21 protein-coding genes and 1 tRNA gene are annotated in these 26,285 nt (G+C 58.8%); 17 read left to right on the top strand and 5 right to left on the bottom strand.

Features of this window, described 5'->3' with window-relative positions; genetic code table 11:
* Positions 1 to 39: 39 nt before the first annotated feature.
* The 4 genes from PVA48_RS10425 to PVA48_RS10410 form a co-directional block, all read right to left on the bottom strand.
* Positions 40 to 1,980 carry a phospho-sugar mutase gene (locus tag PVA48_RS10425; protein WP_423231699.1) on the bottom strand — a complete coding sequence of 647 codons (1,941 nt, stop codon included), beginning with the start codon at positions 1,978 to 1,980 and terminating at the stop codon, positions 40 to 42.
* Positions 1,981 to 2,107: 127 nt separating this feature from the next.
* Positions 2,108 to 3,892 carry an ABC transporter ATP-binding protein gene (locus PVA48_RS10420; RefSeq protein WP_423231698.1) on the bottom strand — a complete coding sequence of 595 codons (1,785 nt, stop codon included), beginning with the start codon at positions 3,890 to 3,892 and terminating at the stop codon, positions 2,108 to 2,110.
* Positions 3,873 to 5,000 carry an ABC transporter ATP-binding protein gene (locus PVA48_RS10415; protein ID WP_423232521.1) on the bottom strand — a complete coding sequence of 376 codons (1,128 nt, stop codon included), beginning with the start codon at positions 4,998 to 5,000 and terminating at the stop codon, positions 3,873 to 3,875. The genes PVA48_RS10420 and PVA48_RS10415 overlap by 20 nt, the downstream gene beginning before the upstream one ends.
* Positions 4,895 to 5,734 (bottom strand): ABC transporter transmembrane domain-containing protein, encoded by an 840-nt coding sequence (locus tag PVA48_RS10410; protein ID WP_423231697.1) that lies wholly within the window; start codon positions 5,732 to 5,734, stop codon positions 4,895 to 4,897. The genes PVA48_RS10415 and PVA48_RS10410 overlap by 106 nt, the downstream gene beginning before the upstream one ends.
* A 178-nt stretch (positions 5,735 to 5,912) precedes the next feature.
* Between PVA48_RS10410 and PVA48_RS10405 the strand changes: the two genes are divergently transcribed.
* From PVA48_RS10405 to PVA48_RS10325, 17 genes are all read left to right on the top strand, one after another.
* Positions 5,913 to 6,671 carry a hypothetical protein gene (locus tag PVA48_RS10405; RefSeq protein ID WP_423231696.1) on the top strand — a complete coding sequence of 253 codons (759 nt, stop codon included), beginning with the start codon at positions 5,913 to 5,915 and terminating at the stop codon, positions 6,669 to 6,671.
* Positions 6,672 to 6,766: 95 nt separating this feature from the next.
* Positions 6,767 to 7,324: a hypothetical protein gene (locus tag PVA48_RS10400; protein WP_423231695.1), complete on the top strand. Its 558-nt coding sequence runs from the start codon at positions 6,767 to 6,769 to the stop codon at positions 7,322 to 7,324.
* 75 nt (positions 7,325 to 7,399) lie between these two features.
* Positions 7,400 to 8,200 (top strand): MlaE family ABC transporter permease, encoded by an 801-nt coding sequence (locus tag PVA48_RS10395; RefSeq protein WP_022397524.1) that lies wholly within the window; start codon positions 7,400 to 7,402, stop codon positions 8,198 to 8,200.
* A gap of 15 nt (positions 8,201 to 8,215) precedes the next feature.
* The gene (locus tag PVA48_RS10390; protein ID WP_022397525.1) at positions 8,216 to 9,034 is read left to right on the top strand and encodes an ABC transporter ATP-binding protein; all 819 of its coding nucleotides are present in this window, start codon (positions 8,216 to 8,218) and stop codon (positions 9,032 to 9,034) included.
* An 18-nt stretch (positions 9,035 to 9,052) separates the two neighbouring features.
* Positions 9,053 to 10,036 (top strand): MlaD family protein, encoded by a 984-nt coding sequence (locus PVA48_RS10385; protein ID WP_022397526.1) that lies wholly within the window; start codon positions 9,053 to 9,055, stop codon positions 10,034 to 10,036.
* 144 nt (positions 10,037 to 10,180) lie between these two features.
* The gene (locus tag PVA48_RS10380) at positions 10,181 to 10,507 is read left to right on the top strand and encodes a DUF883 family protein (protein WP_022397527.1); all 327 of its coding nucleotides are present in this window, start codon (positions 10,181 to 10,183) and stop codon (positions 10,505 to 10,507) included.
* 59 nt (positions 10,508 to 10,566) lie between these two features.
* Positions 10,567 to 11,013, top strand: coding sequence for a phage holin family protein (locus PVA48_RS10375; RefSeq protein WP_022397528.1), 447 nt, complete (start codon positions 10,567 to 10,569; stop codon positions 11,011 to 11,013).
* The gene (locus PVA48_RS10370; RefSeq protein WP_022397529.1) at positions 11,013 to 11,354 is read left to right on the top strand and encodes a hypothetical protein; all 342 of its coding nucleotides are present in this window, start codon (positions 11,013 to 11,015) and stop codon (positions 11,352 to 11,354) included. The genes PVA48_RS10375 and PVA48_RS10370 overlap by 1 nt, the downstream gene beginning before the upstream one ends.
* 957 nt (positions 11,355 to 12,311) lie before the next feature.
* Positions 12,312 to 13,394, top strand: coding sequence for a type IV pilus twitching motility protein PilT (locus PVA48_RS10365; protein ID WP_022397530.1), 1,083 nt, complete (start codon positions 12,312 to 12,314; stop codon positions 13,392 to 13,394).
* A gap of 25 nt (positions 13,395 to 13,419) precedes the next feature.
* A complete protein-coding gene (locus tag PVA48_RS10360; RefSeq protein ID WP_423231694.1) occupies positions 13,420 to 14,577 on the top strand; it encodes a type IV pilus twitching motility protein PilT in 1,158 nt (385 codons plus the stop codon).
* A complete protein-coding gene (locus PVA48_RS10355; protein ID WP_102729152.1) occupies positions 14,541 to 15,614 on the top strand; it encodes a peptidylprolyl isomerase in 1,074 nt (357 codons plus the stop codon). Before PVA48_RS10360 ends, PVA48_RS10355 begins: the two co-directional genes overlap by 37 nt.
* Positions 15,615 to 15,627: 13 nt before the next feature.
* Positions 15,628 to 16,680, top strand: a complete 1,053-nt coding sequence (locus PVA48_RS10350; protein WP_022397533.1) for an acyltransferase family protein — start codon at positions 15,628 to 15,630, stop codon at positions 16,678 to 16,680.
* 235 nt (positions 16,681 to 16,915) lie between these two features.
* Positions 16,916 to 16,991 (top strand) — tRNA-Ala (locus tag PVA48_RS10345).
* Between the two features lie 124 nt (positions 16,992 to 17,115).
* On the top strand, positions 17,116 to 18,591 hold the full coding sequence (locus PVA48_RS10340; RefSeq protein WP_423231693.1) for an O-antigen ligase family protein: 1,476 nt from the start codon (positions 17,116 to 17,118) through the stop codon (positions 18,589 to 18,591).
* Positions 18,592 to 18,688: 97 nt separating this feature from the next.
* Positions 18,689 to 19,438, top strand: coding sequence for a 3-deoxy-manno-octulosonate cytidylyltransferase (gene kdsB / locus PVA48_RS10335; RefSeq protein WP_102721039.1), 750 nt, complete (start codon positions 18,689 to 18,691; stop codon positions 19,436 to 19,438).
* 11 nt (positions 19,439 to 19,449) lie between these two features.
* Positions 19,450 to 21,057, top strand: a complete 1,608-nt coding sequence (locus PVA48_RS10330; protein WP_022397536.1) for a CTP synthase — start codon at positions 19,450 to 19,452, stop codon at positions 21,055 to 21,057.
* Positions 21,058 to 21,122: 65 nt separating this feature from the next.
* Positions 21,123 to 22,685 carry a sodium:solute symporter gene (locus tag PVA48_RS10325; protein ID WP_022397537.1) on the top strand — a complete coding sequence of 521 codons (1,563 nt, stop codon included), beginning with the start codon at positions 21,123 to 21,125 and terminating at the stop codon, positions 22,683 to 22,685.
* 578 nt (positions 22,686 to 23,263) lie between these two features.
* Here PVA48_RS10325 and PVA48_RS10320 read toward each other — a convergent pair.
* The gene (locus PVA48_RS10320; protein WP_423231692.1) at positions 23,264 to 26,251 is read right to left on the bottom strand and encodes a hypothetical protein; all 2,988 of its coding nucleotides are present in this window, start codon (positions 26,249 to 26,251) and stop codon (positions 23,264 to 23,266) included.
* Positions 26,252 to 26,285: the final 34 nt, after the last annotated feature.

The raw sequence follows: 26,285 nt of genomic DNA, 5'->3' as shown, positions 1-26,285 counted from the left end.
CACATTACATGGTAGACGGGGGAAAGAAATCAACAACATTTAGCCGTTGGAACGGGCGAGAGCGTCCTTCTCCACGGCAGCCCACAGGGAGTCCAGGGAGGCCTGGACCGCCGGCAGGGCTTCCTTCACCGGAGCGCCCGGTTTCCCGTGGCCGAAGAGGTAGTACTTGATCTTGGGTTCCGTTCCGGAGGGGCGCACCGCAAAGCTGCGGCCGTCCGCCATATCCACAAAGATCATTTTTTCCGCCGGAATGGGGTCGCCCTCCGCATCCACCATGTCACCCTTGGAAAAGTCCCGGATGCCGCTGACGGCCACGCCGTCCAGTTCCGTAGGAGGATTGGCGGAATAGGAGGTGGAGAGGGCGGCGATTTTTGCCGCGCCGTCTGCGCCTTCCATGACCAGGGATTTGCCCATTTCCAGGTACACGCCGAATTGTTCAAAGAGTTCATGAAGCAGTTCCAGCAGGCTCTTGCCGACACTTTCCGCATAGGCGGCCAGCTCCGCAAAGATGATGGCGGCGGAGTTGGCGTCCTTGTCGCGCACGAAGTCCTGGGCCAGGTAGCCGTAGCTTTCCTCCCCGCCGAAGACAAAGTAGCGGCTGTATTCCAGGCGCAGGGCGCGCGTCTGTTCCTCGCTCATCTTCCGGTAGCCTTCCCGCTTTTCCGCAGGAATGGCTTCTTCATATTTGCCGAGCTTCTGGGCGATGTACTTGAAGCCCGTGAGCACGTTGACCACTTCATAGCCGAAGTGGTGGCCGATGGCGTCCTGAAGGCCCGTCGTCACAAAGGTTTTCACCATCACGGCGCGGGAACGGTTGGAGTCATTGATGATGCCCAGGTCAGACATGCTCATGCAGCGGTACCACGCCAGCAGGGAGCCGATCTGGTTGCCGGTCAGCAGGTGCATTTTCCCATCTTCCCCGCGAACGGCCACACCCATGCGGTCCGCGTCCGGGTCCGTGGCGATGACGATGTCCGCGCCGGAAGCGTCCGCCTGCTCAATGGCCAGGGCCAGGGCCGGCGGGTTTTCCGGGTTGGGGGAGGCCACCGTCGGGAAGCGGCCGTCCTGCACGTCCTGCGCCGCCACGGTCTGCACGTTGCAGCCCAGTTCCTTCAGCAGGGGAACGATGATATGGCCGCCCGTGCCGTGGAGGTTGGAGTAAACGATTTTGGCGCCGCCCTTGCTGAAGAGCTCCGGACGGAGCAGCACGGTTTTCAGGCGGTCCATGTAGACACGGTCAAAGGAGGCGTCCAGCACGTGAAGGGTGCCGCGCCGGTCTTCCGGCAGCGGTTCATATTCCTCAGAGGTCAGGGAGTTCACTTCCTCAATCACGGCCTTGTCATGCGGAGGCACCAGTTGGGCTCCGTCGTTGAAATAGGCCTTGAAGCCGTTGTCGTGGGAGGGGTTGTGGCTGGCGGTCAGCACCACGCCGGAATCCGCATTGAGTTCACGGATGGCGAAGGAAACTTCAGGGGTGGCCCGGGGGCTGTCGAACAGGTAAATGTCACAGCCTAGGTCCGTGCCGATTTTCGCGCAGAATTCGGCGAAGTCACGGGAGAAGTGGCGCGTGTCATGGCCGATGACCAGCCGGGGCTTCCTGCCCGGGTCCGTGGCCTCCACATGCTTTTTCACGTAAATGATCAGGCCGCGCATCGCTCGCCCCACATTGAAGTAGTTCATGCAGGCGGTTCCCACGCAGGGATATTCCGGGCGGCCGTTCACGCCGCCGTTCCCCTGCTCCGCCCGGGTCACGATGCTGCCGATGGTGCGGCCGCGCAGCCCCCCCGTACCGAAGGCCAGGGTCTTGTAAAAACGGTCATTCAATTCCTGCCACTCCCCGGCGGCGGCCAGTTCCTCTACGGCCTCACACGCTATGGGGGATTTGGTTCCGGCCAGCAGAAGGCGGATATTGGTCAGGGAAGACTCCAAAAGCTTCCCCTCTTTAACGGCATTCGTCAGGGATTCATCCAGTGTATTCATGCTGGCGGAATAGTACATCATGGCCCTTGTTTGACAATAGCTCTTTCCACCATGGCCTGAGAAAAACCGCCATGTGCGCCACGGCACGGGCGCGGGAAAAGCCTTCCGTCCCCGTCCCCCCTTTCACCTAGAGGGACTGGCGGTCATACAATTCCCGGTACAGCGGGCAGGAGGCATAAAGTTCCGCATGAGTGCCGTCCCCGATGATGCGGCCGCCCTCAAACACCAGAATGCGCGTCGCCACGCGGATGGAGCTGAAGCGGTGGGCTACGATGAGAGCCGTCCTTCCCTCCACCAGGCGGTCCAGCTCCTGCTGGATCTGGGCCTCGCTTTCCGCGTCCAGGGAGGCGGTGGCTTCATCCAGAATCAGGACGGGGGCGTCTTTCAGGAAGGCGCGGGCAATCGCCACGCGCTGGCGCTGGCCGCCGGACAGGCCGCTGCCGCCGTCGCCAAGCATGGTCTGGTAGCCGTCCGGCATCCCCATGATGAAGCCGTCCGCGGCGGCGGCGCGCGCCGCGGCCATCACTTCCTCATCCGTGGCGTCCTGCCGCCCCAGCCGGATGTTTTCCATGATGGTGCCGTGGAAGAGCACGGGATGCTGGGAAACGAAGGCAATGTTCTTGCGCACATCGTGCAGGGAGGCGTCTCTCACATCCACGCCGTCCATGCGCAGGGTGCCGGAACTGACGTCGTAAAATCTGGGCAGAAGGCTGGCAAACGTGGTTTTCCCGGCGCCGCTGGGGCCTACCAGGCCCACCACTTCCCCGGGGCTGATATGAACGTCAATGCCGTCCAGCACCTTGCGGGCGCCGTCGTAGGAGAAGGAAACGCCGTCATAGTCCAGACGCCCGGAGGCTCGCCCCAGGGGAACGGGATTGGCGGCTTCCGGCATGGTGTCCGGCTCCTTCAGCAGGTAGTTGATGCGTTCCAGGGAGGCATGCGCGCTTTTCAGGTTGGTCAGCGTCACGCCCAGGCGCTTGAGGGGGTCGTAACACATGAAGAGGGCAGCGGCCAGGGCCGTGAAGTCAGCCTTGGTGATTCCCATTTCATGGCCCCTCACCAGCAGAATGCCCAGGCCCAGCGCCGTCACCATTTCCAGCACCGGCACCAGGAAGTGCCTGTACTTCACCGTTCTCAGATTGATCTTGAAGAAGCGTTCGATCAGCCCCAGGAAAAGCCCCACCTGCTGTTCCTGCATGCCGTAGGAACGGATTTCACGCTGGGCCGCCAGGTTTTCCTGGGCGGCGGCCGTGATATTGCCCAGCTCGTCCTGCGCCTGCTTGGCCTTCTTCATCACGCGGCGGCCAAAGAAGCGGATGGGCCATATCGCCAGCACAACCAGCCCCAGATTCATCAGCACCACCGCCGTGTTCGGGTCAACAAAGACCTTGTACACCAGGAAGGCGAGTGCGGTCAGCAGGGTAAGGGGCTGTTTGATGATGTCATTGGCCGCTATTACCAGGCCTCCCTGCACGTTGGCCGCGTCATTGATGAGGCGGCTGATCAGGTCCCCCCGTTTCTGGCGGTCAATGAAGGAGAGGGGCAGCGTTTGCAGTTTGGAAAAGGCGTCCAGCCTGATTTCCTCCAGCACCTTCATGCTGACGATGCTGATCCAGTACACATTGAAGAACGTGCCTATGCCCCGGATGGCAAAAACCAGCGGCAGCAGGGAACATACGGCCACGAGCACAGCGGTGTGCATGTGCTCCGGGGCCACCAGATGGGCGATGATGTTCTGAAGCTCCGGGGGAATCTGCGTATTGTCAAACACCACCGGAAACACCTTGGCAATCATCAGCGGGAAGCCGAAACCGCTGGCGGCGGCGGCCAGCGCCCCGGCGGCCAGCGCGGCGATGAACAGCTTCATCACCGGCTTCAAATACCGCGCGTACTCAAAAAACTGTCTTAACATGAAGCGCCTCCTTCCTCTTCCGCAACCATCTGCTGCTTGTTGTAAAGTTCCCTGTACAGGGGGAGGAGGCCATCAGCTCCTCATGCGTGCCATCCGCAATGACGCTCCCTTTTTCCAGAACCAGAATTCGGTCCGCCATCCGGATGGTGCTGAACCGGTGGGCAATGATGAAGGCCGTGCGTCCGGAAGCCAGCTTTTCAATCTCCTTCTGGATGAGTTCCTCGCTCTTCATGTCCAGGGAAGCCGTGGCTTCATCCAGCACCAGGATAGGCGCGTTTTTCAGAAAGGCCCTCGCCAGGGAAACGCGCTGCCGCTGGCCGCCGGAAAGCCCTTCCCCCATTTCTCCGATCATGCGGGAATAGCCTTCCCCCGTCTCATTGATGAAGCTGTCCACGGCGGACATGCGCCCGGCTTCCTCCACCTCCGCGTCGGAAGCGTCCGGACGGCCGATGCGGATATTGTCCGCCACGGATCCGCGGAACAGCACGGGATACTGGGAAACCAGCGCGATATGGGAAAGCAGGTCCTTCTTGGCCATCTCCCGCACGTCGATGCCGTCCACCTTCACGCTGCCGGAAAGTACGTCGTAAAAACGGCACAGCAAATTGATGAAGGTCGTTTTCCCGGCGCCGCTGGGGCCTACCAGGGCCACCACCTGGCCAGCCGGGATGCGGATGTCAATGTTCTTCATGACGGGAGCATCCTGCTGGTAGCCGAAGCACACATTGCTGAACTCCACTTCCCCCTTCCAGGCTTCCGGACTCTTCGGGTTTTCCGGTTCCGGAACGTCGTCCGGAGCGTCCAGCACATGGTTGATGCGCTCCAGCCCGGCATTCAGGGTTTCCGCCTTGTTGTGGACCGCCCCTAGCTTCTTGACCGGTTCATAGCAAAGGTACATGGCCGTAGCCAGCGCGGCGAAGTCCCCCATGTTCATGCCGTTCATGTTGCCGACAAAGAGAGTGGCCGCCATGGCGATGGCGCTGACGAATTCAATCAAAGGCGTCAGCAGGCTCTGCCACCTGACCGCACTGATGGAAGCCTGGATGTAACGGTGAATCCTGTTCCTGAACAGACTTGTCTGCTGCTCTTCCAGTTCAAAGGCCCGGATGTCCCGCTGGGAGGAAAAGTTTTCCTGAAGCGTGGAGGAAAGATCCCCTGGCTGGACTGCACCACGCGAGCGCGGGCGAGCATTTTCTTGCCGATGTAGCGGATGGGAATCACGCAGACGCCCACCAGGAGCATGTTCGCCAGCAAAATAAGGAACTGCTGGCTGACGGAGGCCCTGTAAATCAGGAATCCCAGCGCGGCCAGGAGGGTCAGGGGCTGGATAATCAGGTCATTGGCAATCTGCACCAGGCCGCCCTGCAGGAACTGCGTGTCCTGCATCAGGCGGCTCAGCAGGTCTCCCTTCTGCTGGCGGTCATGAAAGGCCAGGGATAAATCCTGGTATTTACGGTACACCTTGAGCCGCAGCGTTTCCAGCACGCCCAGCCCTATTTTGGAAAGCAGGTAGACATTGACGAAGGAGGAGAGGCCGCGCACCACCACTACCATCGGGAGCATGGCCGCCGTGGCCCACACCGTCACCCAGGGCAGGTTTTCCGGACTCACGTACCAGAGGAGCACGCGCTCCGCCCACGGGGGCAGCGGCTTCCCGTCAAAGATCACGGGGAACATTTCCTGCAAAATCACCGGTATGCCGAAGCCGCTGGAAACAGCGGCCACCATGCCGCCGATCACAGCCCACACCAGCGTGCCCTTATAGGGGAGAAGATATTCGCGCCATAATGCTACGGCGCGCTGGATGGAGGATTCCTGCCCCTCTGTTGACTGTTTCCTCATAAGTAATTCCGGATTGATGCGCCCGGGAACGGACGGCGCGCAATCGGTGCAGATCATACCATGAAGATCGCGGATGACAAGCTCCTTGCGATAAAAACTCCTCAGGAAACGCCCGGAGGGAAAGCCGCCGGGCATCCCGGCTTGCCCGCCTCCCCGGAATGGTCTACCCTGCCGGCGCATGCTGAAGACAGGATTAATCCAGCCGGAGACCATCCCCGGCCATTTCCCCAGGAACCTCAGAACCATCGTGGAACTGTACCGTTCCTGCGTGGACGGCGGGGCGGAGCTCGTTCTTTGTCCGCCGCTGGCCCTCAGTGGCGCGCACACCGGGGAACTGGCCCTGCGCAGCGGCTTCCGGTCCCAGCACAGGGCGGCCCAGGCCTACCTGGCGCGGGAAATAGCGGACGTCCCCCTGCTGCTGGCAGCAGCGGACGCGGACGGCAGCCGCTTCCACATGCTCCGGAACGGCCTTTCCTTTCCACGGCAAGCCGTTATTTCCCCAGCCGCACACGGAACGGAGGCCGTTCCCGTTTTCGGCATCTGCCGGACGGCGGATGAAGCGGGTTTTTCCATCATTTCATGGCCGGAATCTTCCCCGGCATCTTCTTCCGTACCCTGCCTCTTGCTCCGCACCCATTCCGGCGCGTGGCATGAAGGACTGCTGGAGCAGGATGAGGAGGAAGCCTGCCGGCTGGCGCGGGAAACAAGGCTGCCGGTCCTCACTGCCCGCCTGGCCGGGGAGAAGGCCCGTTTCTGTTACCCGGCGCGTCTTCCGCATGGTCCGCCCACGGGATTCTCCTCAAACGGCTGCGTCTTTTTGAACGGGATTCCGCCGTCATTTCTCCGGAAAATTCCACGGAGGCGTCTTCTCCGCTTCCCGCTCCGGAAGAACAGCTCCGGCACGCCCTCCGGAAAGGCACGGCGGACTTCATCCTGAAAAGCGGGCATGGCGCCGCCTGCCTGAACCTGCTGGAAAGCTCCGCATCCCTCCTGCTGGCTCAACTGTTAAAAGAGGAACTGCCTTCCCTGCCCTTGACGGGCTTCATCCCCCGCCTCCCCGGCATTCCGGAACAGGACACTGCCCGGGCGCAAGCCTGTGCGGACAAGCTGGGCATTCAGGCCCGGATGCTGCCTCTCCCCGCAGATGCGGCGGCCGGAGGACCGGATGACCTGTTCACGGCCGCATGGCTCATGCGCCAATGGACCCAGGAGGAAGGTGCCCTGCTGCTGTCCGCCCTGACCGGAACGGACATCATGACCGCTCCCCGCCTCCTTCCGCCGGCCCTGGCCGCTGACTTCATGCCGCTGGGGGATTTATATGAAACGGAACTGGCGGACCTGTTCCCCGGCTTCCTTTCTCCTGCGCCGGATGCGGCCATGCGCGACAGCCTCCTCATCCGTCTGCACCGCGCGCATGAATCCGCCACGCCGCTGGCAGGCCTCTTCCCGGAATCGGAGCTTGAAATCCGCCGCTGGCAGCGCCGGGCCCGCGCCTCCGAATGGATGCGCCGGAAACTGCCGCCGCGCCTCACACTGCGATCCATTCCCGGTGCACCGGAAACGCCTTACGTCCACCGGCTGACGGATTGACGCGGCGCGTTGCTTTTCTTCCCGTGGCGTACATTGCGCTTGCTCTTGAAGTGGAAGAAGTGATTAGTAGAAGCCATGCAATTCTATGTAGCCACCATGATCGGCCGCGCCGCTCTAAGGCTGGTTGACCGCCTGGGGTCAATCGGATTGCTGCTTTACCAAGTGACCGCATGCATGTGGTCCGGCAAATTCCGGATGCGCGTTCTTGTGGAGCAAATTGCAAAAATCGGGGTGCAGTCCCAGCCGGTGGTCATCATCACCGGCGCGTTCACCGGAGCCGTGCTGGAAGCCCAGACCCTGTTCCAGCTCCAGACGGTGAGGATGGAAACCATGGGGGGCGCCGTCGTCGCCGTGGGCATGTTCCGGGAACTGGGGCCCGTCATTACCGGGCTGATGCTTGCGGGCCGCGTCGGGTCCGCCATGGCAGCGGAAATCGGGACCATGAAAGTCACGGAACAGGTAGACGCCCTTAACTCCATGAACGTGGACCCGGTGGACTACCTGGTGAAGCCCCGCATCCAGGCCATGCTCATTTCCATGCCTATCCTGATGATGGAAGCCGTGCTGGTGGGCATCGCCTCCGCCTACATCGTCAGTATCACCTCCTTTAACGTGGACCAGGCTTACTGGATGCACTTCATGAGCAAATTCGTCACCATGGGGGACATCACCGTGGCCCTGGTCAAAGCCCTGGTCTTCGGCCTCATCATCTCCACCATCTCCTGCCGGGAAGGCCTGAACACCACGAACGGAGCCGTTGGCGTCGGCAAATCCACCATGCAGGCCATGGTGTATGCCTCCGTGGCCCTGCTCATCGCCAACTTCATTCTGACCATGATTCTCAATTCCATCTTCCCCATGGGATTCATGAGATAACCCTTCCGCGCCGCCATGCAGCCATTCATCCGCGTCCACCAGCTCAAGCAAAGCTTCGGTACCCAGGAAGTGCTGAAAGGCGTGAGCTTTGACGTGGGAAAGGGAGAGCTGATGGCTCTGATCGGCGGGTCAGGGGCTGGAAAAAGCGTCATCCTGAAACATCTGGACGGCCTGATGGACCCGCTGGACGGCTATGTGGAAATAGACGGCAGGCGCATCAGCGGAGCGCCGGAAAAAATCAAGAAGCAAATCCGCGGTAAAATAGGCTTCATGTTCCAGCAGGGGGCACTCTTCGACTCCCTCAGCGTAGGGGAAAACGTCGCCTTCCCGCTGCGCGAGGAAGGAATCCGGAATGAAAAGGAGCTGGACGCGCGCATCTCCGCCGCCCTGGACTCCGTGGACCTGCTGGGGCAGCAGGAAAAAATGCCGGCCAGCCTCTCCGGAGGCATGATCAAGCGCGTAGCCGTAGCCAGGGCCATCGTCACCACACCGGAATGCCTGCTGTATGACGAGCCCACCGCAGGCCTGGACCCCATTGTCACGGACAGCATCAGCTTCCTCATCCGGCAAATCTGCAAGGACAAGGGAATCACGACCGTCATCGTCTCCCATGACATGCCCAGCGTGATCCGCATTGCGGACAAAATCGTCTATCTCAGGAACGGGGAAGTTTACTGGACGGGAACCCCGGAGGAGCTGCTGCATTCCAGGGATGAAAACCTGCAAAGGTTCCTGTACGGGGATTCCGGGGAAGACTGGGCCTCCCTGACCGGCAGGCATGAAAACTTTCAACGGGTTCTGCTGGAACGGGCGGAACGTGAACGGAAACAATAACCATCTTACCACAGAGCCATGAAGCAGAAACTTAAGCCGGAAACCTGGGTGGGCATCTTCCTGATTGCCGGAATCCTGATGATCATCGGCGTCATCCTGGGGTTCGGCAACATCAAGACCTCCAAGGAGCAAACCTACCCCATCAACATCATTTTCAAGGACGCGGCGGGCCTCATCAAGGACTCCCAGCTCCGCCTGGGCGGCGTTACGGTGGGAAAGGTCACCAAGGCGCCCGAACTCCTGCCCTCCGGCAATGAAGTCATGCTGGAAGCCAGCATCCTGAGCGACGTGAAAATCCAGGAAGGCTCCGTCTTCCGCGTGGACATGCAGAACATCCTGGGAGACAAGTACATCGACATCGTTCCCCCGGCACGCCCCACGCACGAATACATCCCGCCCCATGCCACCATCATCGGGCAGCCTGAAAGCGACTTCAGCAAGATCAAGAATAACGCCGTGGGCGCCACGGAGGAAATACTGAAAATCCTCAAGCAGATTGAAAAAAATTCGGACAACATTGACGAGGCCATTCTCAACATCGGGGAAGCGGCCAAAGGGCTGGCCCAGACCACCAAGCTGATCAATGAAGGCATCCTGAGCCGGGAAAACCTCCGGCACCTCAACAGCGTGCTGGCTCAAATGAACAAAGCGGGCGAACAGCTCCCCGCGACAATGGCGGCCATGAAAGACACCGTCAGTGACGCCCGCAGAATCATCGCCGGAGCGGAAGAAAAGCTCAACAGCCTGGACCCCGCCATCAAGGAAATCCCCCCCACGCTGACCGCCCTGCGCAAGGCTTCCGAGCAAATCGCCTCCGTCACGGCGGACGCCCGGAAAAACCAGGGCTTCCTGGGGCTGCTCATGTACGATGCGCGCTTCCGCGCCAATGCCCAGGAATTCATCCGTAACCTGAGGGACTACGGAATCCTGCGGTACCGGAACCCGAACGAGCCCCAGGCCAAACCAGACCCCCGCGGCGGTTTTTCAGGAAGCCGCCGCTGAGGAACGCGCACAATTCCGGGTGAAGCCGCTTTACACACTTGCCAATAGAGGGAAGCGTGCTAAATAATTCCCAATGTGAGAGGCGAAAACATGTAAGCCGACATGTTTTTCAACAGGAACCAACCCTTAACACTCTAATCAACCATGCAAGACAACCAAACCGAACTTGAACCGACCGCAGCAGCAAACGACACCGCCTGCTCCTGCCCTTCCGCCCGCGAGCTTGCCGTAACCAGATTTCAACAGGCCAGGGCCTTCGCCGCGGCCAAAGTAAACCAAATCCGCAAGGCGGCTACGGAACAGGCCAGCACCATCCGTGACTACGCCCAGGAAAAAGGAGAAGTCATCCGTGACAAGGCCAAGAAGTTCCATGAAGCGGGCGAAGAATACGTGAAGGAAAAACCCACCCAGTCCGTGCTGATCGCCATGGGCGTGGGCCTTCTGATCGGCATGCTCATCCGCCGCCGTTAACCCTCATTCCGCGCCATGCGCATCAAGCGCATGGCGCCCTCACCCCTTCAAACCGAGCCATGGGACTGATTGACAAACTCAAACGCACCTTCGTCGCCCCCATTGTGGAGGAAAAGGAAGAAGGAGCGGCTATGGTCCGGTCCCTCCGGGAAACCGGAGCGGCGGCGCTTGACCATGTGGAAGCCCTGGCCGCGCTGCTCAAGCTGGAACTGGAGGAAGCGTCCAAAAGGCTGGGCAGGAAAATGGCCCTGCTCCTGCTGGCCGCCTTTATGGCCATCTTCGGCTATCTGTTCCTGTGGTGCTTCCTGACCATGGTCATGGCCCACTTCTGGGGAATCATTGCCGGACTTGCCGTAACCACCGGCATCCATCTGGTGGCGGCTGCCGTGGCCCTCATCCTTTTCAGCCGAACCCATGTAACGCCCATCGCCCCGGCGACGGCGGAAGAACTTAAAACGGATTTATCATGTCTGCAAATGGCTCTCAAGAAAAGCTCGCACTCCTGATGCGGGTGGCTTCCTCCCGGCTGGATATCGTCAATGAGACGGATACCCTGGTCCAGAAGACGCAGCAGCAGGCCGACCACTTCCGGAAGCTGAAAAAAAAGGCCATGTCCCTGCCTGTGATCGGCTCCATTGTCGGCACGGTGGGAGGCATTCTGCTCATCCGCATGTTTACGGGAAAAAAAAGCCATCCGGCGCCCCCGCGTCCGCATGTTTCCGGAAGCTGGATCAATTCCCCTATCTTCCGTTTCATCATTGAAATCCTGGTAACCCTCGCCTTCCCGTCCCTGAAAAAAATGGGCTTCGACCTGGCAGGCAAGAAATTCTTCAACCTGTTCAAGTAACAGGATTTTCCGGTCGATGCGGCGCAGCCTTTTCAAGCCGCTGCTTTAAAAAAGAACTCAGGAATTCCGCTGTTGCGGGAGAAATGTCTTCATATCCCTGCGGCGTCAGATGCGCGCCGTTCCGGGAATATCGTCCCCCCTGCAGGACAACTCTTCATGCAGACGGCCGCGATACCTCATAAAATAACGACCTGTCGCCAAAGAAAACAACGCCCCTTTGTTCATACGTACCTCGCCAGGCTGGACAGGCATTTCGGCATGGTCCATGCGGCGATATTGGAATGAAACAGGAGACCAGGGCATGCCTGACCCCAAAAAGGCATCGGCAGCTCAATTCCCCTTTCCAGCGCTTTCCGCCATGAACAATTCCTGCCAAAAATAACAGGGCACAATCAGGAAAAAAGCTACCTGGCCATGAAAGGGAGGCCCCAATATAGGAAGACGACCATCATGGCGGAAACATGGCCTTCCCAGTCATCGCGGCGGCGGGGAATTTGGAAATGTTCCTTCCGTGTCCCCGTTCGGAGGAACAGGAAAAATTGATGAAGAAAGTCATTTAAAACAATATCCCGACCTTTCCCCCGGAGGCAAAAATGCAACCGCGCCATAGACTTGTCCTCAATGCCGCCATTTCACATTTAACCATGAAAACAGCAGCGGGATTGCTGTCGGCTCTTTCCGCCATGCCAAACGTATGCCTCTGCCGGGAAAGTCCGTGAAAAACCGCGATCCCTCAGGATCCGGTTCCCGAAACGGCAGAAAAACATAAATGCTCTTTCCCGCTCCCGGAAATAAACTTTTGCGAGCCTTCCTCAAGGCTTCTCTCCAAAAATCCTCCCCCGCCACGGGACGGCACAGGGCCGCCTGCACAGAAATCATTTCCCAAACATTTTTTGCTGGTCAAAAAAGCCCCGTTTTCGTTAGTATGTAGCTTTATCAGTTTGCTGCATTCACAACATGAGCGAATACATTTTGCCCCACGTCGACGGATATCTTAAGCTTGGACAGGACTTTGACTGTTCCGATATCCACCTTGCCGTCAACAGCCGCCCCACCTGGCGCCGGTTCGGCCAGCTTCTCCCCATCTGGGAGGAAGCGCCCAATCTCACGCCCCAGGACACGGAAGTTCTGGCGAGGGGCTTTCTGGAAGACCCGGAATGGAACCGCCTTCAATTAAAGGGGGACGTGGACTTTGCCTATGCCAACGACTTCGGACGCTACCGCGCTTCCGTGGTCAAGCAGCGCCTGGGCTATGACATCTGCTTCCGCATCATCAACACGCGGGTGCGCACCATGGAGGAAATCGGCCTGCCGACGGAATACGTGGTGCCCCTCACCCGCTACACCAACGGCCTCATTCTGGTGACGGGCTCCGTGGGTTCCGGTAAATCCACCACCCTGGCCTCCATCGTGGACTTCATCAACCAGGACCGCCACGACCACATCATCACGCTTGAAGACCCCATCGAATACCTGATTCCCTCCAAAAACTGCCACGTCAACCAGCGTGAAGTGCACAAGCACACGGAATCCTTCGCGCGCGCCCTCCGCGGGGCCCTCCGTGAAGACCCGGACGTCATCATGGTAGGTGAAATGCGCGACCTGGAAACCATCTCCCTGGCGCTCACGGCGGCTGAAACCGGCCACCTGGTGCTCGGCACCCTGCACACGGGGTCCGCAGCCCGCACGGTGGACCGCGTGCTGGACGTCTTCCCGGTGGAGCAGCGCGACCAGATCCGCATCATGGTCAGTGAATCCCTGCGCGGCATCATCTCCCAGCAGCTCGTTCCCAGGGCGGACGGCAACGGCCGCGCCCTGGCCATTGAAATGCTGGTCAATACACCCGCCATCGCCAACTGCATCCGCGAAGGAAAGACATTCATGATTCCCGGCTGCATCCAGACCGGGAAGGCCCAGGGCATGATCCTGATGGATGACTCCCTCCGGGCGCTGCACCAGGCAGGTCTCATCACCACGGAAGACTGCATCTTCCGCGCGGAAGACAAAACCATCATGAAATCCTTCCTGGGAATCAAGTAACCTTTAACTTTGACACACTCCTGTTATGGCTGTTATCGACCAATACTTCAAATACCTCGTAGAAGCGGGCGGCTCCGACCTTCACCTCAGCGAAGGCCAGCCTCCGAAAATCCGCGTCAACGGGACCATCTCCGCCATCTCCGACGAAAACCTGGAAGGCCAGTCGTTCAAAAACCTTCTCGCGGAAATATGCGACTCCCAGGCCTTCCAGAAATACCTGGAAGAAGGGGATCTGGACTTCGCCTATGAAATGGATGAAACCTCCCGTTTCCGCTGCAACTACTTCAGGCAGCAGCACGGCCTGGGAGCCGTCTTCCGTCTCATTCCCACAAAAATCGCCACGCTGGAAGAACTGGGCGTGCCCACGGTCGTCAAGGAATTCGCCCACATGAGATCAGGGCTGGTGCTGGTCACGGGGCCCACGGGCTCCGGTAAATCCACCACCCTGGCCGCCATCATTGACTACATCAACAGCAACCAGGCGCGGCACATCATCACGGTGGAGGAACCTATCGAATTCGTTCACCCCAATAAAAAATCCATCGTCACCCAGAGGGAAGTGCCCCTCCAGACACCCTCCTTCGCAGACGGCCTGCGGGCTTCCCTCCGTGAAGACTCCGACATCGTGCTGGTGGGTGAAATGCGCGACCTGGAAACCATCTCCCTGGCACTCACGGCGGCTGAAACCGGCCTTCTGGTATTCGGCACCCTGCACACGAACAACGCCAGCAAAACCATTGACCGTATCATTGACGTATTCCCGTCCGACCAGCAGTCCCAGGTACGCACCATGCTTGCGGGCTCCCTCCGCGGCGTCGTGGCGCAGCTCCTGATGAAGCGCAGCGACAAGCCGGGACGCGTAGCCGTCAATGAAATCCTCTTTGCCACGCCCGCCGTGGCGGCCATCATCCGTGAAGGCGCCACGCAGAAAATCCCTGACGTCATCGTCGGCGGAAAGGCCATGGGCATGCAATTCATGGATGACGCCATCTGGCAAAAACTCCAGCAGGGCGTCGTCTCTCCGGAGGAAGCCTACATGAAGTGCATTGAAAAGAAGAGGTTCCGCAACTTCCTTCCCCGGAATCCGTCCGTCTGGCAGACTCCGGCGGTGGAAACTAGGCCCTTTGCTCCTTCCCTGTCCCTCCCATGTCCCCCACTGGAAAATTCACGTTCAAGCTCGTGATTTATGGAGCATTCCTGCTCTATCTGGTGGGGGATTTGTTTCTCTGGCACGGCTTCCTGGCCGGCAGGATGGACGCCTACCTGAAACCGATGCCGGGACCGCCCGGAGACAACTCCGCCCGGATTGCGGAAGTTTACGGCGAACCCGTCACCGCCAACCAGCTCTCCCGGAGGGTTGCGGAACTCCGGCTCCTGCGCCAGCCTCCCGTTCTGGACATGGACGGAGGCATCAGGCTCACCCATGAACTGGACGTAGCCGGAGACCTGGCTCCGCGGGCCAGGTACGATCTGATCGGCTCCTCCCTCCTGCGCCTGAAAACCAGCGTCAACGACCTTCAGCTTCCCAACCGCAATGCGGAAGCCGCGCACGCCGCGGAACAAATCCGTTCCCGCTTTGACGGGAACACGGAACAATACCTGAAAACCCTGCATGACCAGAAATTCACGCAGCAGCAATTCCAGGAAAAAATAGCGGCGCGGCTCAAGCAGACGGAACAGCTCTACCGGGCGACCGCCCAGGCGGCAGAGCCGTCCGACGAAGACCTGAAAACCTATTATGATTTGATCCGGGACCAGCTTAAAACCCCTGACCTCCGGAAAACCAGGCACATCTTCCTGGCTACCCTTCACAAGGATGAAACCCAGGTCAAACAGGCGGCGGAAACGCTGCTGGCGCGCCTGCAAGGCGGGGAAACCTTCTCCCGGCTTGCCAGGGAATTCAGTGAGGACGAGCGCTCCGCGCCCGCAGGCGGGGAACTTGGCTGGGTCAGCCCCGCCCGCGCACGGGAAACCCTGGGCCTGGAGCTGGCAAACGTTCCCGACAACAAGCCGGTGCTTCTTAAAAGCCGGTGGGGATGGCACCTTGTGGAAGCCTCCCCCCTCAAAAAAGGAAGTATCCCTTCCTACGAAGAAGCGCTTCCGGCCCTGAGGAATGCAGCCCAAAGCCTCAGAAAAGCGCAGGCCGTGGGGCTGTACATGGAGGGCCTTTTTGAAGAAGCCCACCTCAGGAGCCGCATTAAAAACAAGCGGGATCGCTGATGCCCCAGTTCCAATGAGCGCCCCTTCCTCCTTCATTACAGGCATCTCATTAATCCGCATCATCCTCTGCCTGATGATCTGCGCCTTCCACTGGGCGCGCTGGTCGCCCGTTGCGGGCTCCGTGGGCGTGGACTGGTTCATCGTCCTCTCCGGATTCCTGATGACGTTCACCCTGAAAGAAAATTCGTTCAGTCCGCCCTCCTTCTACATCTCCAAATTTGCGCGGCTGTGGCCGCTCCTGTTCACGGCCATCCTCCTGTCCAGCCTGGTCTCCTACAAGGAGCAATTCCAGCTGGACAACCTGCTCGGCGTCCTGCTGGTTTCCTTCGGCGGCAATCAATTCATGAACCTGCACACGGGAGACAATTATGCCTTATGGTACATGAAGCTGGAAATCCTCTTCGTCCTTATCTTCCCTCTCGTGGCCTATGGAAGGAAACGCCTTCCCCTGCTGCTGGCGCTGGGCCTTGTAACCGCTGTCGCCTGCACGTTCCTGGAACCCGTCGCACGCCTTTACTTCTTCCCGCCCTACCGTTTATGGCAATTTCTCGCCGGCTGCTGCGCGGCACGGCTCTATAAAAAACACGAACGCTTCTTCCGGTGGAGCCCGGCTGTGTTCTCCTTCGGGGTGCTCTACCTTCTCTACCAGACTTTCATCGGCGCCTTGTGGGGCTCCGGCGGGAAAGTTGCCTCCCTGGCCTTCCTCCTTCCCGACACGCTGATTGCCGTGCTGACCATCGCCAGCGCGTGCTCACTTGCAAAATCCCCTCAGCCGCCGGCTGTTAAAATTCCAGCGGTGCTCATCCATTTGACCAACCGGGCCAGCCTCCTGACCTATGCCGTCTTCCTGCTGCATGTTCCCCTCCTGCAATTCATGCAGTACATCTGGCCGCAGGACCGGTACGGAACCCGTCCCATCCTCTTCTGGATATGCGCCGCGCTCCTGTTGATTGCCGTGGGAGCCGCCATGCATTACGGCATTGAACAACCATGCGGAAAATGGCTTTCCTCCCGCTTGAAACGTGCCTTTGCCAGAGTCCGGAACATCAAATTCACCGCTCTTTGAACTGCCGTCCGCTTTCTACGGGAATACAGGCATTCCTTTTCCCGGTTCCCGTATTGCGCCGTCTCCCGGCCCTTTCCGGAAAAATGAATCTCCCCCCTGCGGCAGACTTCCGCCGGACAGGAAACGGCGGCATGCGGAGAAGGAACACGAAATCTTCCATCTTATTTGCGTTGCCTGACGAATTCCTCTTGCTTTCAGGCGGCGGATGGAATAGATTCCCCCCGGTATTTTCCACGGGGTATTAGCTCAGTTGGTAGAGCGTCTCGTTCGCAATGAGAAGGTCAGGGGTTCGAATCCCCTATACTCCACCATCCATCTCTCTTTCCCGCCATTGTCTTTTATGCGGGAATCACGGGCAGCCCTATGAATGGTAATTTATTTAAAATTGTACTGATTTCAGTAGTTGCCATTCTCCTAGCCATCATAGGCGGTGTCATGTCGGCGGATGGAGACCCCTTTTCCATCGCCCTGGCTGTTTCCCCCTTCCTCCTGGCCGTCCTTTTCCTGATGAAGGAAAAGGTATGGTACCTGTGGATATGGCTTCCCCTGCTCTTCCTGCCCATACCGGAACTAAAGGACTACGCACCCCTCTTCGCCTACGGCATTACCATTCCCTTCTACTTGTGGAATGCCATGCTCAAGCGTTCAACCCTGACATGGAATGCCGCCCCTCTCCTGGACGCTGTCATTCTCGTGCTGTTCATGCATGTGGGCTACGTCTTCCTGAGCCACCCCTTCGGCCTGGGCCTGAATGTGCTGGAAGACTACTACGGGAGCAAGGGATACGTCCTCTTCCTTCAGGCGCTCCTTGCCTATCTTTGCCTCTCCTCCCTGAAAACCACCAGCAATGAACTGGGAAAGGTGCTTCAATGGGCCGTTTTTCTGACCATTATCTTCACGCTGATCTCAACCGCCCAGGGCATCCTTTCACCGAATTCTGCCGGAGCGAACCCGGCGGCGGCCGCAGTCTCGGCAAGCGCCGCCTCCGAAGACACGCGGCAATCGACCTTCCTCCAAATTTCCCTATTGGCGGTTCAACTACTCATCATCAACTACTCCGTATGGCAGATGATCAAACGTCCCTGGTGGGGCGCCCTTCTTGTCCTTGGAACCATCGGAGTCCTGTTTAGCGGATTCCGCTCCTTTATTGCGCAGCTTCTGCTCCTGTTTTTCACAATATCTCTGATCTACAAAAGATGGTTCTTCTGCATCCTGGTTCCCATCTTCGGAATGCTTTTGCTTCTGCTCCTCTCCTCCTCAGGAATGCTCCATTCCTTTCCTTACGGTATCCAGCGCACACTTTCAGCCCTTCCTTTCCTGGATGTCAGCATGCAAGCCAGAGAAAACGCGGAAGCGTCCATGAACTGGCGCTTTGAAATGTGGGAATGGGCTCTGGACGACCGCGAACACTTCATTCAGGACAAGGTATTCGGAGACGGCTTTTCACGGGATATCAGCATCGTGAAAGCCAACATCTATGAGGAAGCCTACAACCTCAGCCAGGACCAGTCATCCTTTGCCTGGAACGGGCTATGGCACAGCGGCCCCATTTCCACCATTCAAACGCTTGGCTACGTGGGGCTTTCCCTGTACCTCATTCTGTCCGTCATCGGCATGACCTATGCATGGATTGTCAGCAGAATCTACCGCAACCACAAATACAAGCTGGGCATTCTTTACGTTTCAACCGTCTACTTCATCAAGCCGCTCACCTTTCTGCTGATCTTCGGGGATAGTACCACCATCTCCATGGACATCATCTCCCTGGCCATCATCAAGGTACTCTTCTCCTGCGCCAAAAAGGAAGGCCTGTACGTATCCCTCCACATCCGCAAGGAATACATGCCGCTCATTATCCGGAAGACGGAGGCAAAACCGCAGCCTGCCGCCGCGCCCGCCATTTCCGCCTGACCGTTCCGCCCCTACTCCGGAAAAACGGGCGCATCTGATGCTTGAGGCTGGACTAATTCAAGGGGAGTTGCTACCTTTCGATGCGTTTCCTCTTCTCATGGCAGCAGACTCTCCTCATCATATCATCGGCCTCATCCCGTCACGCTGGGGGTCCTCCAGATTTCCGGGCAAGCCGCTTCACCTCATTGCAGGAAAACCGCTTGTCCAGCACGTATGGGAACGCGTTTCCCGCTGCTCCCGCCTTGACGACATCGCCATCGCCACGGACGACCAGCGCATCTTCGACACCGCCGTGGCCTTCGGCGCCAAGGCGATCATGACCTCTCCGGACCATCCCAGCGGCAGCGACCGCCTGGCGGAAGCGGTGCAAGCCTTCCCCTCCGCCACTCATGTGGTCAATATCCAGGGAGACGAACCCCTCATTGACCCGGCCCTGATTGACAGGCTGGCGGACGCGCTGGTTTCTGACGGGGCCCTGTCCATGGCTACCGTGGCCTGCCCCATCAGCGCGCAGGAAGACCTGGACAACCCGAACATCGTCAAAGTGGTCCTGGCCGGCAACGGCGACGCCCTGTACTTCTCCCGTTCCGTCATTCCCTATGCCCGCCATCCCCGCGTCACCCCCCCGCTGCGCCATCTGGGCATTTACGCCTACCGCCGGGACTTCCTTGAAAACTACGTGCGCTGGGAACCCACCCCCCTGGAACAAACGGAATCCCTGGAACAACTGCGCGCGCTGGAAAACGGCGCCAGAATCAGAGTCATTCTGACGGACCATGTCAGCGTGGGCGTAGACACGCCGGAACAGGCGGCCCAGGTGGAACAAATCTTATTAAACATACATTAAGAACCATAATCATGAAATACATCTTCGTCACAGGTGGTGTTGTCTCCTCTCTCGGCAAAGGACTGGCGGCGGCATCCATCGGTACTCTGCTGGAACGCTGCGGTCTCAAGGTCACCCTTCAAAAATTCGACCCCTACTTGAATGTAGACCCCGGCACGATGAGCCCGTTCCAGCACGGGGAAGTGTACGTCTTGAACGACGGGGCGGAAACGGATCTGGACCTGGGCCATTATGAACGCTTCGTCCATTGCAACCTCTCCCGTCTTAACAACCTTACTTCCGGCCAGGTCTTTGAAAGCGTGCTGCATAAGGAACGCCGGGGAGACTATCTGGGTAAAACGGTTCAATACATTCCGCACGTCACGGATGAAATCAAAAACCGCCTTTATGAAGTCACGGAACAATCGGACGTGGACATCATCATCACGGAAATCGGCGGCACGGTAGGGGACATGGAAGGCCACATCTTCCTGGAAGCCCTGCGCCAGTTCGCGCTGGAAGTGGGCCGCGACAATGTCTGCTTCATCCACGTCACCCTGCTCCCCTACATCAAGGCCGCCGGGGAAATGAAAACGAAGCCCACCCAGCAATCCGTCGCCAAGCTCCGGGAAATTGGTATTCAGCCGGACGTGATCATCTGCCGGACGGAATACGATATGAGCGAAGACGAAAGGAGGAAAATCGCCATGTTCTGCAACGTGGAAGCCAAAAATGTCATCGCCTTCCGCGACGTTAAAAACACCATTTACGAATGTCCTCTGGACCTCAGCCAGGACAAAATAGACCGCATCGTCACCAAGCGCCTGGGGCTGGACGTTCCCGCTCCCAACCTGGCGGACTGGCAGCGTTACGTGGGGCGCGTCATCAGCCCAAGCCACTCCGTAAGGATTGCCGTAGTCGGCAAATACATCGCCCTTCAGGACGCTTACAAATCCATCTATGAATCCTTCACTCATGCCGGTGCTGAAAATGACACTCGCGTGGAAATCCTCCGGATAGACGCGGAAGAAATTGAAGAAAAAGGAGCGGATGCCCTGATCGGTTCCGTGGACGGCATTCTGGTGCCGGGCGGCTTTGGAGACCGCGGCATTGAAGGAAAAATACAAACAGTGGAATATGCGCGCACCAAGGGCATCCCGTTCCTGGGCATCTGCCTGGGCATGCAGGTAGCCGTCATTGAATACGCACGCCACATCTGCGGCATGGACGATGCCAACTCCACGGAATTCGACCAGAAATCCACCCACCCCGTCATCAGCCTTCAGGAAGAGCAGAAAGGAATCAAAGCCATGGGGGCCACCATGCGCCTGGGCTCCTATAAAGCCCTGATCCAGCCCGGAACTCTGGCGCACAAGCTGTACGGCAAGGACAGCGTCACGGAACGCCACCGCCACCGTTACGAATTCAACCCGGCCTACCGTGAAGAACTGGAAAACGCAGGCATGGTCATCAGCGCCGTTAATGATGAACACGGCCTGGTGGAAGTCGTGGAACTTCCCTCCCATCCCTTCTTCATTGCCTGCCAGTACCATCCGGAATTCCAGTCCGCACCCAACCGGGCTCATCCGCTCTTCTCCGGTCTGGTTTCAGCCGCGCTGGAACACAAGAGCCGCTCCTGACCCTTCACCCAGCCCGGGGCCTTTTCCGGAAACCCTGTTCCGGAAAAGGCCTTCTCTTTCCAGGCATGTTCACGGACCTCCTTGTCATCGTCGTCTACTTTCTGGCTATCTTCTGCATTGGCATCTATGCGGGACGCAGGCAGAACTCCCTGACGGACTATGCCCTGGGCAACCGCTCCCTGCCCTGGTGGGCCATTCTGGCCTCCATCCTGGCGGCGGAAATCAGCGCGGCCACCTTTCTGGGGGCTCCGGGGGAAGGCTACCATACCCGCAACTTCACGTACGCCCAGCTCTGCATCGGCACTATCCTGGGCCGCATCATCGTCGGCAAGCTCTTCCTCAAACCCTACTATGACTACAAGGTGGTCTCCATCTATGAATACCTGGAAAAAAGATTCGGGCTCCTGACGCGCCGCACGGCCTCCATGGTCTTCCTGGTCAGCCGGGTGCTCGCCAGTGGAACAAGACTTTACTTTGCAGGCATTCTGCTGGTCATTGCCTACCAATTCATGACGGACACCACGGCGGACGCCAACCAAATTGTCCTGCTTTACATTGCCGCGCTGGTCGTCATCTCCATCGCCACCACCATTTACACAGCCATCGGCGGCTTGAAAGCCGTCGTCTGGACGGATGTCCTCCAGGCCGTCGTGCTGGGCGTCTCCATGCTCTCCGCCCTGTGGGTTCTCTTCTCCCACATTCCCGGAGGGTGGAACTCCATCTCAGCCGCCATGAACGGAGGGGACGACTGGAAATTCTTCTCGTGGGGCACCAAGGAAGGCCTGGACTTCCTCCAGCAATGCGCCCATGTCCTGGGTCAGGAATACACGGTATGGGCAGCCTTCCTGGGAGCGACCTTCATCACCATGGCTACACACGGCACGGACCAGGACATGGTGCAGCGGATGCTGGCCGCAAAAAGCAGCAAGGCGGGAACGCGGGCAGTCATCGTATCCGGGCTGCTGGACTTCCCCATCGTCATCGTCTTCCTCTTCACGGGCATTCTTCTCTACGTCTTCTACCAGTACAATCCGGCGTCCCTCCCCGCAGACACGCCGCAGCTCCATGTCTTCCCTTACTTCATCATCCATGAACTGCCCAACGGCATCCGGGGGCTGCTGATCGCCGGGCTCCTGGCAACCGCCATGGGTTCCCTGTCCACCGCTCTCAACTCCCTGGCAACCACCGCCACCAAGGACTGGTACCAGGGAGTATTCAAACCGGAAGCCACGGAACGTCAGCTCCTCCGGTGCGTGCGCTGGGGAACGGCCGGCTTCTCCCTGCTGCTCATCCTCGTCGGTTCCATCACGGCGTGGTACGTGGTGCACCACCCGGAAGTCCGCATCATTCAAATCGCCCTGGGCATCTTCGGCTACACCTACGGCTCGCTGCTTGGCATCTTCCTGCTCGGGATGCTGACGCGCACCAGAGGAAACGATTCAGGAAACATCATTGCCATGGCGGCAGGCTTCCTGGTCATTGCCTTGCTGACCGAACTCATCCCCCTGCCCGCCGACTGGAGGCAATATATTCCGGAAATAGCCTTTCCATGGCGCGTAACCATCGGCACCCTGGTCACCTTTGCCGTCGGCTTCGGTTTCAGGAGCCGCCACATCTCCGCACGCTGAACGGCATCCGCCGTTACCCGGCTTGCGTTCCGGCTTTCCCCTATTAAGGAAACTTGAAACCTTATTGCAGTTTCAGGACATCCCGTTATCCATTCGACGCCTCATTCTTCTGAAAGGCATGTTGACCACCACTCCTTTGCCCATAAAAAATGCATTCTCCAGCAGCGCTCTTCCCGTTACCGGAACAGAAAAGCAAAAATGAAGGTATTCTTTGCAAGTCTCCAACATATGAAACCGGCTGTGGAATAAACTACCGCTTTTATCTTTCCAGGAAGGCCCCCTCCTTCTATCCAACGGCACCTATCCTCTCCCAAGGAGAGGAAAAGAAACCTGGTTAAGAAATCGTCACAATCAGCAACGCATTGGCAGAATTACAGTTGTGCAACACCCCCACTTCCCGTCTTCCATCCCGTCCCTATTGTCTAAATAGTCCATCTTGTCTACCGGCAGAACCCCGCCGTAAAAACAATCCCTTCCCTCCCTCTTCCCTATTCCTCCCCCTTAAGCACAAAAAGAGCCGCTCCCCGTGGATGGGAAGCGGCGCTGGCCGGGAAGAAGAAAAAGAACTCTCTCTTTTATTACACCTCCTCGGGAGACAGCCAGCGGAAGGAGACGATGTTGAACTTCCTCCCGAACGCCTTGTTCACCGCGCTCAGCTCCGTCTCCTCCAGCGCTCCGCTCTTCATGTTGATCTTCTTGACCGGCGTCTCCGGGCTGTCCACCGGGTCCACGTAGTTGATCCCCCTCTGCACCACCGCCTCGCACCACGCCCGCGACAGCACCACACCCTCGCGGTTGGTCAGCTCCCCGTAGGCCCGGATCGTAAACGTGTCGTCGCGCGTCGTTAAAATATTGCCCAGCACCGCCAGCACGTCGGACTGGATCAGGTAGCCGGGCGCCGCCGTGTACACCAATCCCTTGGCCGCGTCCTGGTTCGGGTACCCTCCCTTGGGCGTGATGACCATGTCGGAGAGTTCGTCAAAGGTGCTGTTGATGGAGCTTTCGTCGATGGCCGCCTGAAGCGCCCCCTTCACCCCCATCTCCCCGCTCTGCAGGCGGCGGTTGACGAAGTCGGACATGTTCAGGAAGGGGCCCCTCTTCTTGACCTCCTGGACCATGTTCCGGGCCAGGGACTTGATCTGCGAGTCGCTGAGCGTTCTGAGGTCGGACCACGCCATGGCCTCCCCGTCCGGGATGCCCTGGGTTACGCCCACCGAGCCGTAGTCGTCCACGTGGGACTTGTCGCTGCTGGCCACCCCGAAGCGGGAGAAGGCCGTCTGGCTGTTGTTGAGCACGGAGGGGGTCCCGCTCCGGGAGTAGAGGAGCTTGCGCTTTTTGAGCCCAAGCAGGGTGGCTTCCCAGGCGCGCTGGGAGGTGGAGTTGACGTTGAAGCCCCCGGCCACGGTGAGGTACTTGGAGGCGTGCTTGTAGCCTTCGTCGGTCTTGGAGAGTTCTTCGACGACGGCCTCGGAGGGCTTGCCCTGGAGGTCGGGCACGAAGCGCCTGTTGGCAATGCCGGCGGCCCTGTTGGAGGAGGCGTCCGTGGAGAAGGCCTGTTGAAGCACGGTTTTAAGTTCCTCCCTGCCCGTGCCTCCGATGCTGGAGGGGCGCGCGGCCAGGGAGGAGGCGAACCAGGAGTCCCAGAGGGCGTCGTTGACCATCAGGCCGTGGTCCCAGAAGTCGCCCAGGGAGGCGTCTCCCATGATTTCATTGTGGGAGAAGACCTTGTCGGGCGGGAGCATGGGGTCGGCAAAAGCGTTGCCGATCCCCACGCCCGGCACGCCGGACTGGTAGGCGAAGCGCTTGGCGACGGCCGCCTTGGAGTCGCTCCTGTACCATCCCGGGGTGAGGCGGCAGCCTGCGAAGCCGGCGAGGCTGGAGGGCTGCTGGAAGGGGAGTTCCGCGGCCACGATCTTGTTGACCTGCTCGGCGCCCGGTCCGCCGAAGGGGGAGAGCCTGGTGCCGTCGTTGGAGAGGATGTTGGAGATGGTGATGGGGAAGAAGTCGCTGTTGGCATTTTTGACTTCAAACTGGTAGGGGCTGTAGAGGCGTCCGAGCTCGGAGGCGGTGGGCATCTGCCCACCCCAGAAGAGAGGGCTGGAGTGCTGCCATGTCTTGGCGCGGTAGTCCTTGCCTTCCGGGTAGGCTCCAATCACCGGAGGCTTGCCCCATTTGACCGATACCCCGTAGTAGGCGATGAAAAGAGCGTCCGGATCCGCCTCGCCATAATAGCCCTGCCTTTCCTTGTTCTCTTCCGGTCCGGTATTGTTTTTCCACATGTCCGCCGGGAATTTGATGTTTTCAAGCAGAGGTTTTTCCCACGCGCCCCAGTTCAGGTTCAGCACGGCGGGCATCGTCTTGGAGAAGATGGCGGGGTCTGCCGTATTGGCGCCGTTCAGCTTGGTGGGTTGTCCCATCTGCTCCGCTCTCATGAGACCGGCCCCCATCGTGAAGGTTCCCAGTTTTTTGGAACCGGCTCCGAATTCGTCCGTATATTTATGGCTGAGGATGTGGTCGGAGGGTGTCCGGTCGGCGGTCGTGCCGGACCAGCCTTTCAGGTCGTCATCATTCTGGGCGAAAATGGCGGAGGCCATGAACGGGTCTCCGTCCAGGTACTTGTTGCCGTCAAAATTCTGGTATTTCAGGCCGGAGTACATGTTGACGGAGTAGCCTGTGGTCTGGGCGGAATCCAGGGACCAGCCTTCCTTCATGGCAAAGTTATCCGTTTTAATGTCAATACCATTATCTTTGGACCGGTAGACGGAGTTGCCGTGGAAGGGGTTGGACACGTCATCAATCAGGGGAATAGGCTGAGCGAAAATGACGATTTCTCCGGCTTTCAGGGTAGAAGGATTACCCTTGTTGGTTGAGCCGTTCGACTGGTAGGTGACTTTGTCACGGAAGGACGCGCCGAAGTCCGCCACCTGGCGGTCGTTTTTGTTTATGGCATTTTGAACGTAGGGAGTCAGGGGATGTTCCGTATAGTTGCCCATGGCCCCCACACCGCCGCCGTTTTTGATGTTGTGGGAGAACATCAGGGGCATGAAGCGGTGTTCGCCGAAGTAGGCCCCCCATACTTCTCCATTGGCCCCCTGGAATTTCATGTCTACGTTGTATGGGTTCCACCATACATAGACGGGAATGACGGAGAAGGCCAGATTGATGAATCCGCCATTTACGGAGGGATTCTGGCCGTTTGTTCCTTCGAATCTGGCGTACTGGACGCCGACGAAGGAGTAGAAGCGCAGCAGAATAGGATGGCGCATGTACGTGTAGCGGTTGTCCATCATTTCCATGTTCGCTGTGGCGTCAGACGCAATCAATGTGCTGGGGGAGGTCCCGTTCCACTGCAATGTGGCGGAAGCGTCCTGGCCTTCCCTCTTCGTGGAGGAGTCCCACACGTTGGCCCACAGGAAGAGCTGGTTCCAGGAGGCAATGGGCCGGTTCTGCTCGGTCGGGCTGCCGTCCTCGGACGTATACGGCCGGAGACCGATGTCTGCGGTGTCGCTACGGAATTCCTCAGGCAGCTTTTCTTGAGAGAATATGATATTCAGGTCTTTTTTCAATCCACCGAATTTAGAATCCGATTTTTCTTATAAA

Source organism: Akkermansia sp. JRP_AM1, from assembly GCF_049262625.1.
Classification (GTDB): Bacteria; Verrucomicrobiota; Verrucomicrobiia; order Verrucomicrobiales; family Akkermansiaceae; genus Akkermansia; species Akkermansia massiliensis.
The sequence above is the reverse complement of the archived record's forward strand: the minus strand, read 5'-3'. Positions and strand labels throughout refer to the sequence as shown.

Coding starts and splice junctions, on each gene's coding strand:
- PVA48_RS10420 (WP_423231698.1), bottom strand. CDS start 3,892: ATGTTAAGACAGTTTTTTGAGTACGCGCGGTATTTGAAGCCGGTGATG.
- PVA48_RS10370 (WP_022397529.1), top strand. CDS start 11,013: ATGCGGGTGGCTTCCTCCCGGCTGGATATCGTCAATGAGACGGATACC.
- PVA48_RS10395 (WP_022397524.1), top strand. CDS start 7,400: ATGCAATTCTATGTAGCCACCATGATCGGCCGCGCCGCTCTAAGGCTG.
- PVA48_RS10325 (WP_022397537.1), top strand. CDS start 21,123: ATGTTCACGGACCTCCTTGTCATCGTCGTCTACTTTCTGGCTATCTTC.
- PVA48_RS10365 (WP_022397530.1), top strand. CDS start 12,312: ATGAGCGAATACATTTTGCCCCACGTCGACGGATATCTTAAGCTTGGA.
- PVA48_RS10330 (WP_022397536.1), top strand. CDS start 19,450: ATGAAATACATCTTCGTCACAGGTGGTGTTGTCTCCTCTCTCGGCAAA.
- PVA48_RS10375 (WP_022397528.1), top strand. CDS start 10,567: ATGGGACTGATTGACAAACTCAAACGCACCTTCGTCGCCCCCATTGTG.
- PVA48_RS10410 (WP_423231697.1), bottom strand. CDS start 5,734: ATGAGGAAACAGTCAACAGAGGGGCAGGAATCCTCCATCCAGCGCGCC.
- PVA48_RS10380 (WP_022397527.1), top strand. CDS start 10,181: ATGCAAGACAACCAAACCGAACTTGAACCGACCGCAGCAGCAAACGAC.
- PVA48_RS10350 (WP_022397533.1), top strand. CDS start 15,628: ATGAGCGCCCCTTCCTCCTTCATTACAGGCATCTCATTAATCCGCATC.
- PVA48_RS10385 (WP_022397526.1), top strand. CDS start 9,053: ATGAAGCAGAAACTTAAGCCGGAAACCTGGGTGGGCATCTTCCTGATT.
- PVA48_RS10360 (WP_423231694.1), top strand. CDS start 13,420: ATGGCTGTTATCGACCAATACTTCAAATACCTCGTAGAAGCGGGCGGC.
- PVA48_RS10390 (WP_022397525.1), top strand. CDS start 8,216: ATGCAGCCATTCATCCGCGTCCACCAGCTCAAGCAAAGCTTCGGTACC.
- kdsB (WP_102721039.1), top strand. CDS start 18,689: ATGGCAGCAGACTCTCCTCATCATATCATCGGCCTCATCCCGTCACGC.
- PVA48_RS10405 (WP_423231696.1), top strand. CDS start 5,913: ATGCTGAAGACAGGATTAATCCAGCCGGAGACCATCCCCGGCCATTTC.
- PVA48_RS10355 (WP_102729152.1), top strand. CDS start 14,541: ATGTCCCCCACTGGAAAATTCACGTTCAAGCTCGTGATTTATGGAGCA.
- PVA48_RS10425 (WP_423231699.1), bottom strand. CDS start 1,980: ATGAATACACTGGATGAATCCCTGACGAATGCCGTTAAAGAGGGGAAG.
- PVA48_RS10340 (WP_423231693.1), top strand. CDS start 17,116: ATGTCGGCGGATGGAGACCCCTTTTCCATCGCCCTGGCTGTTTCCCCC.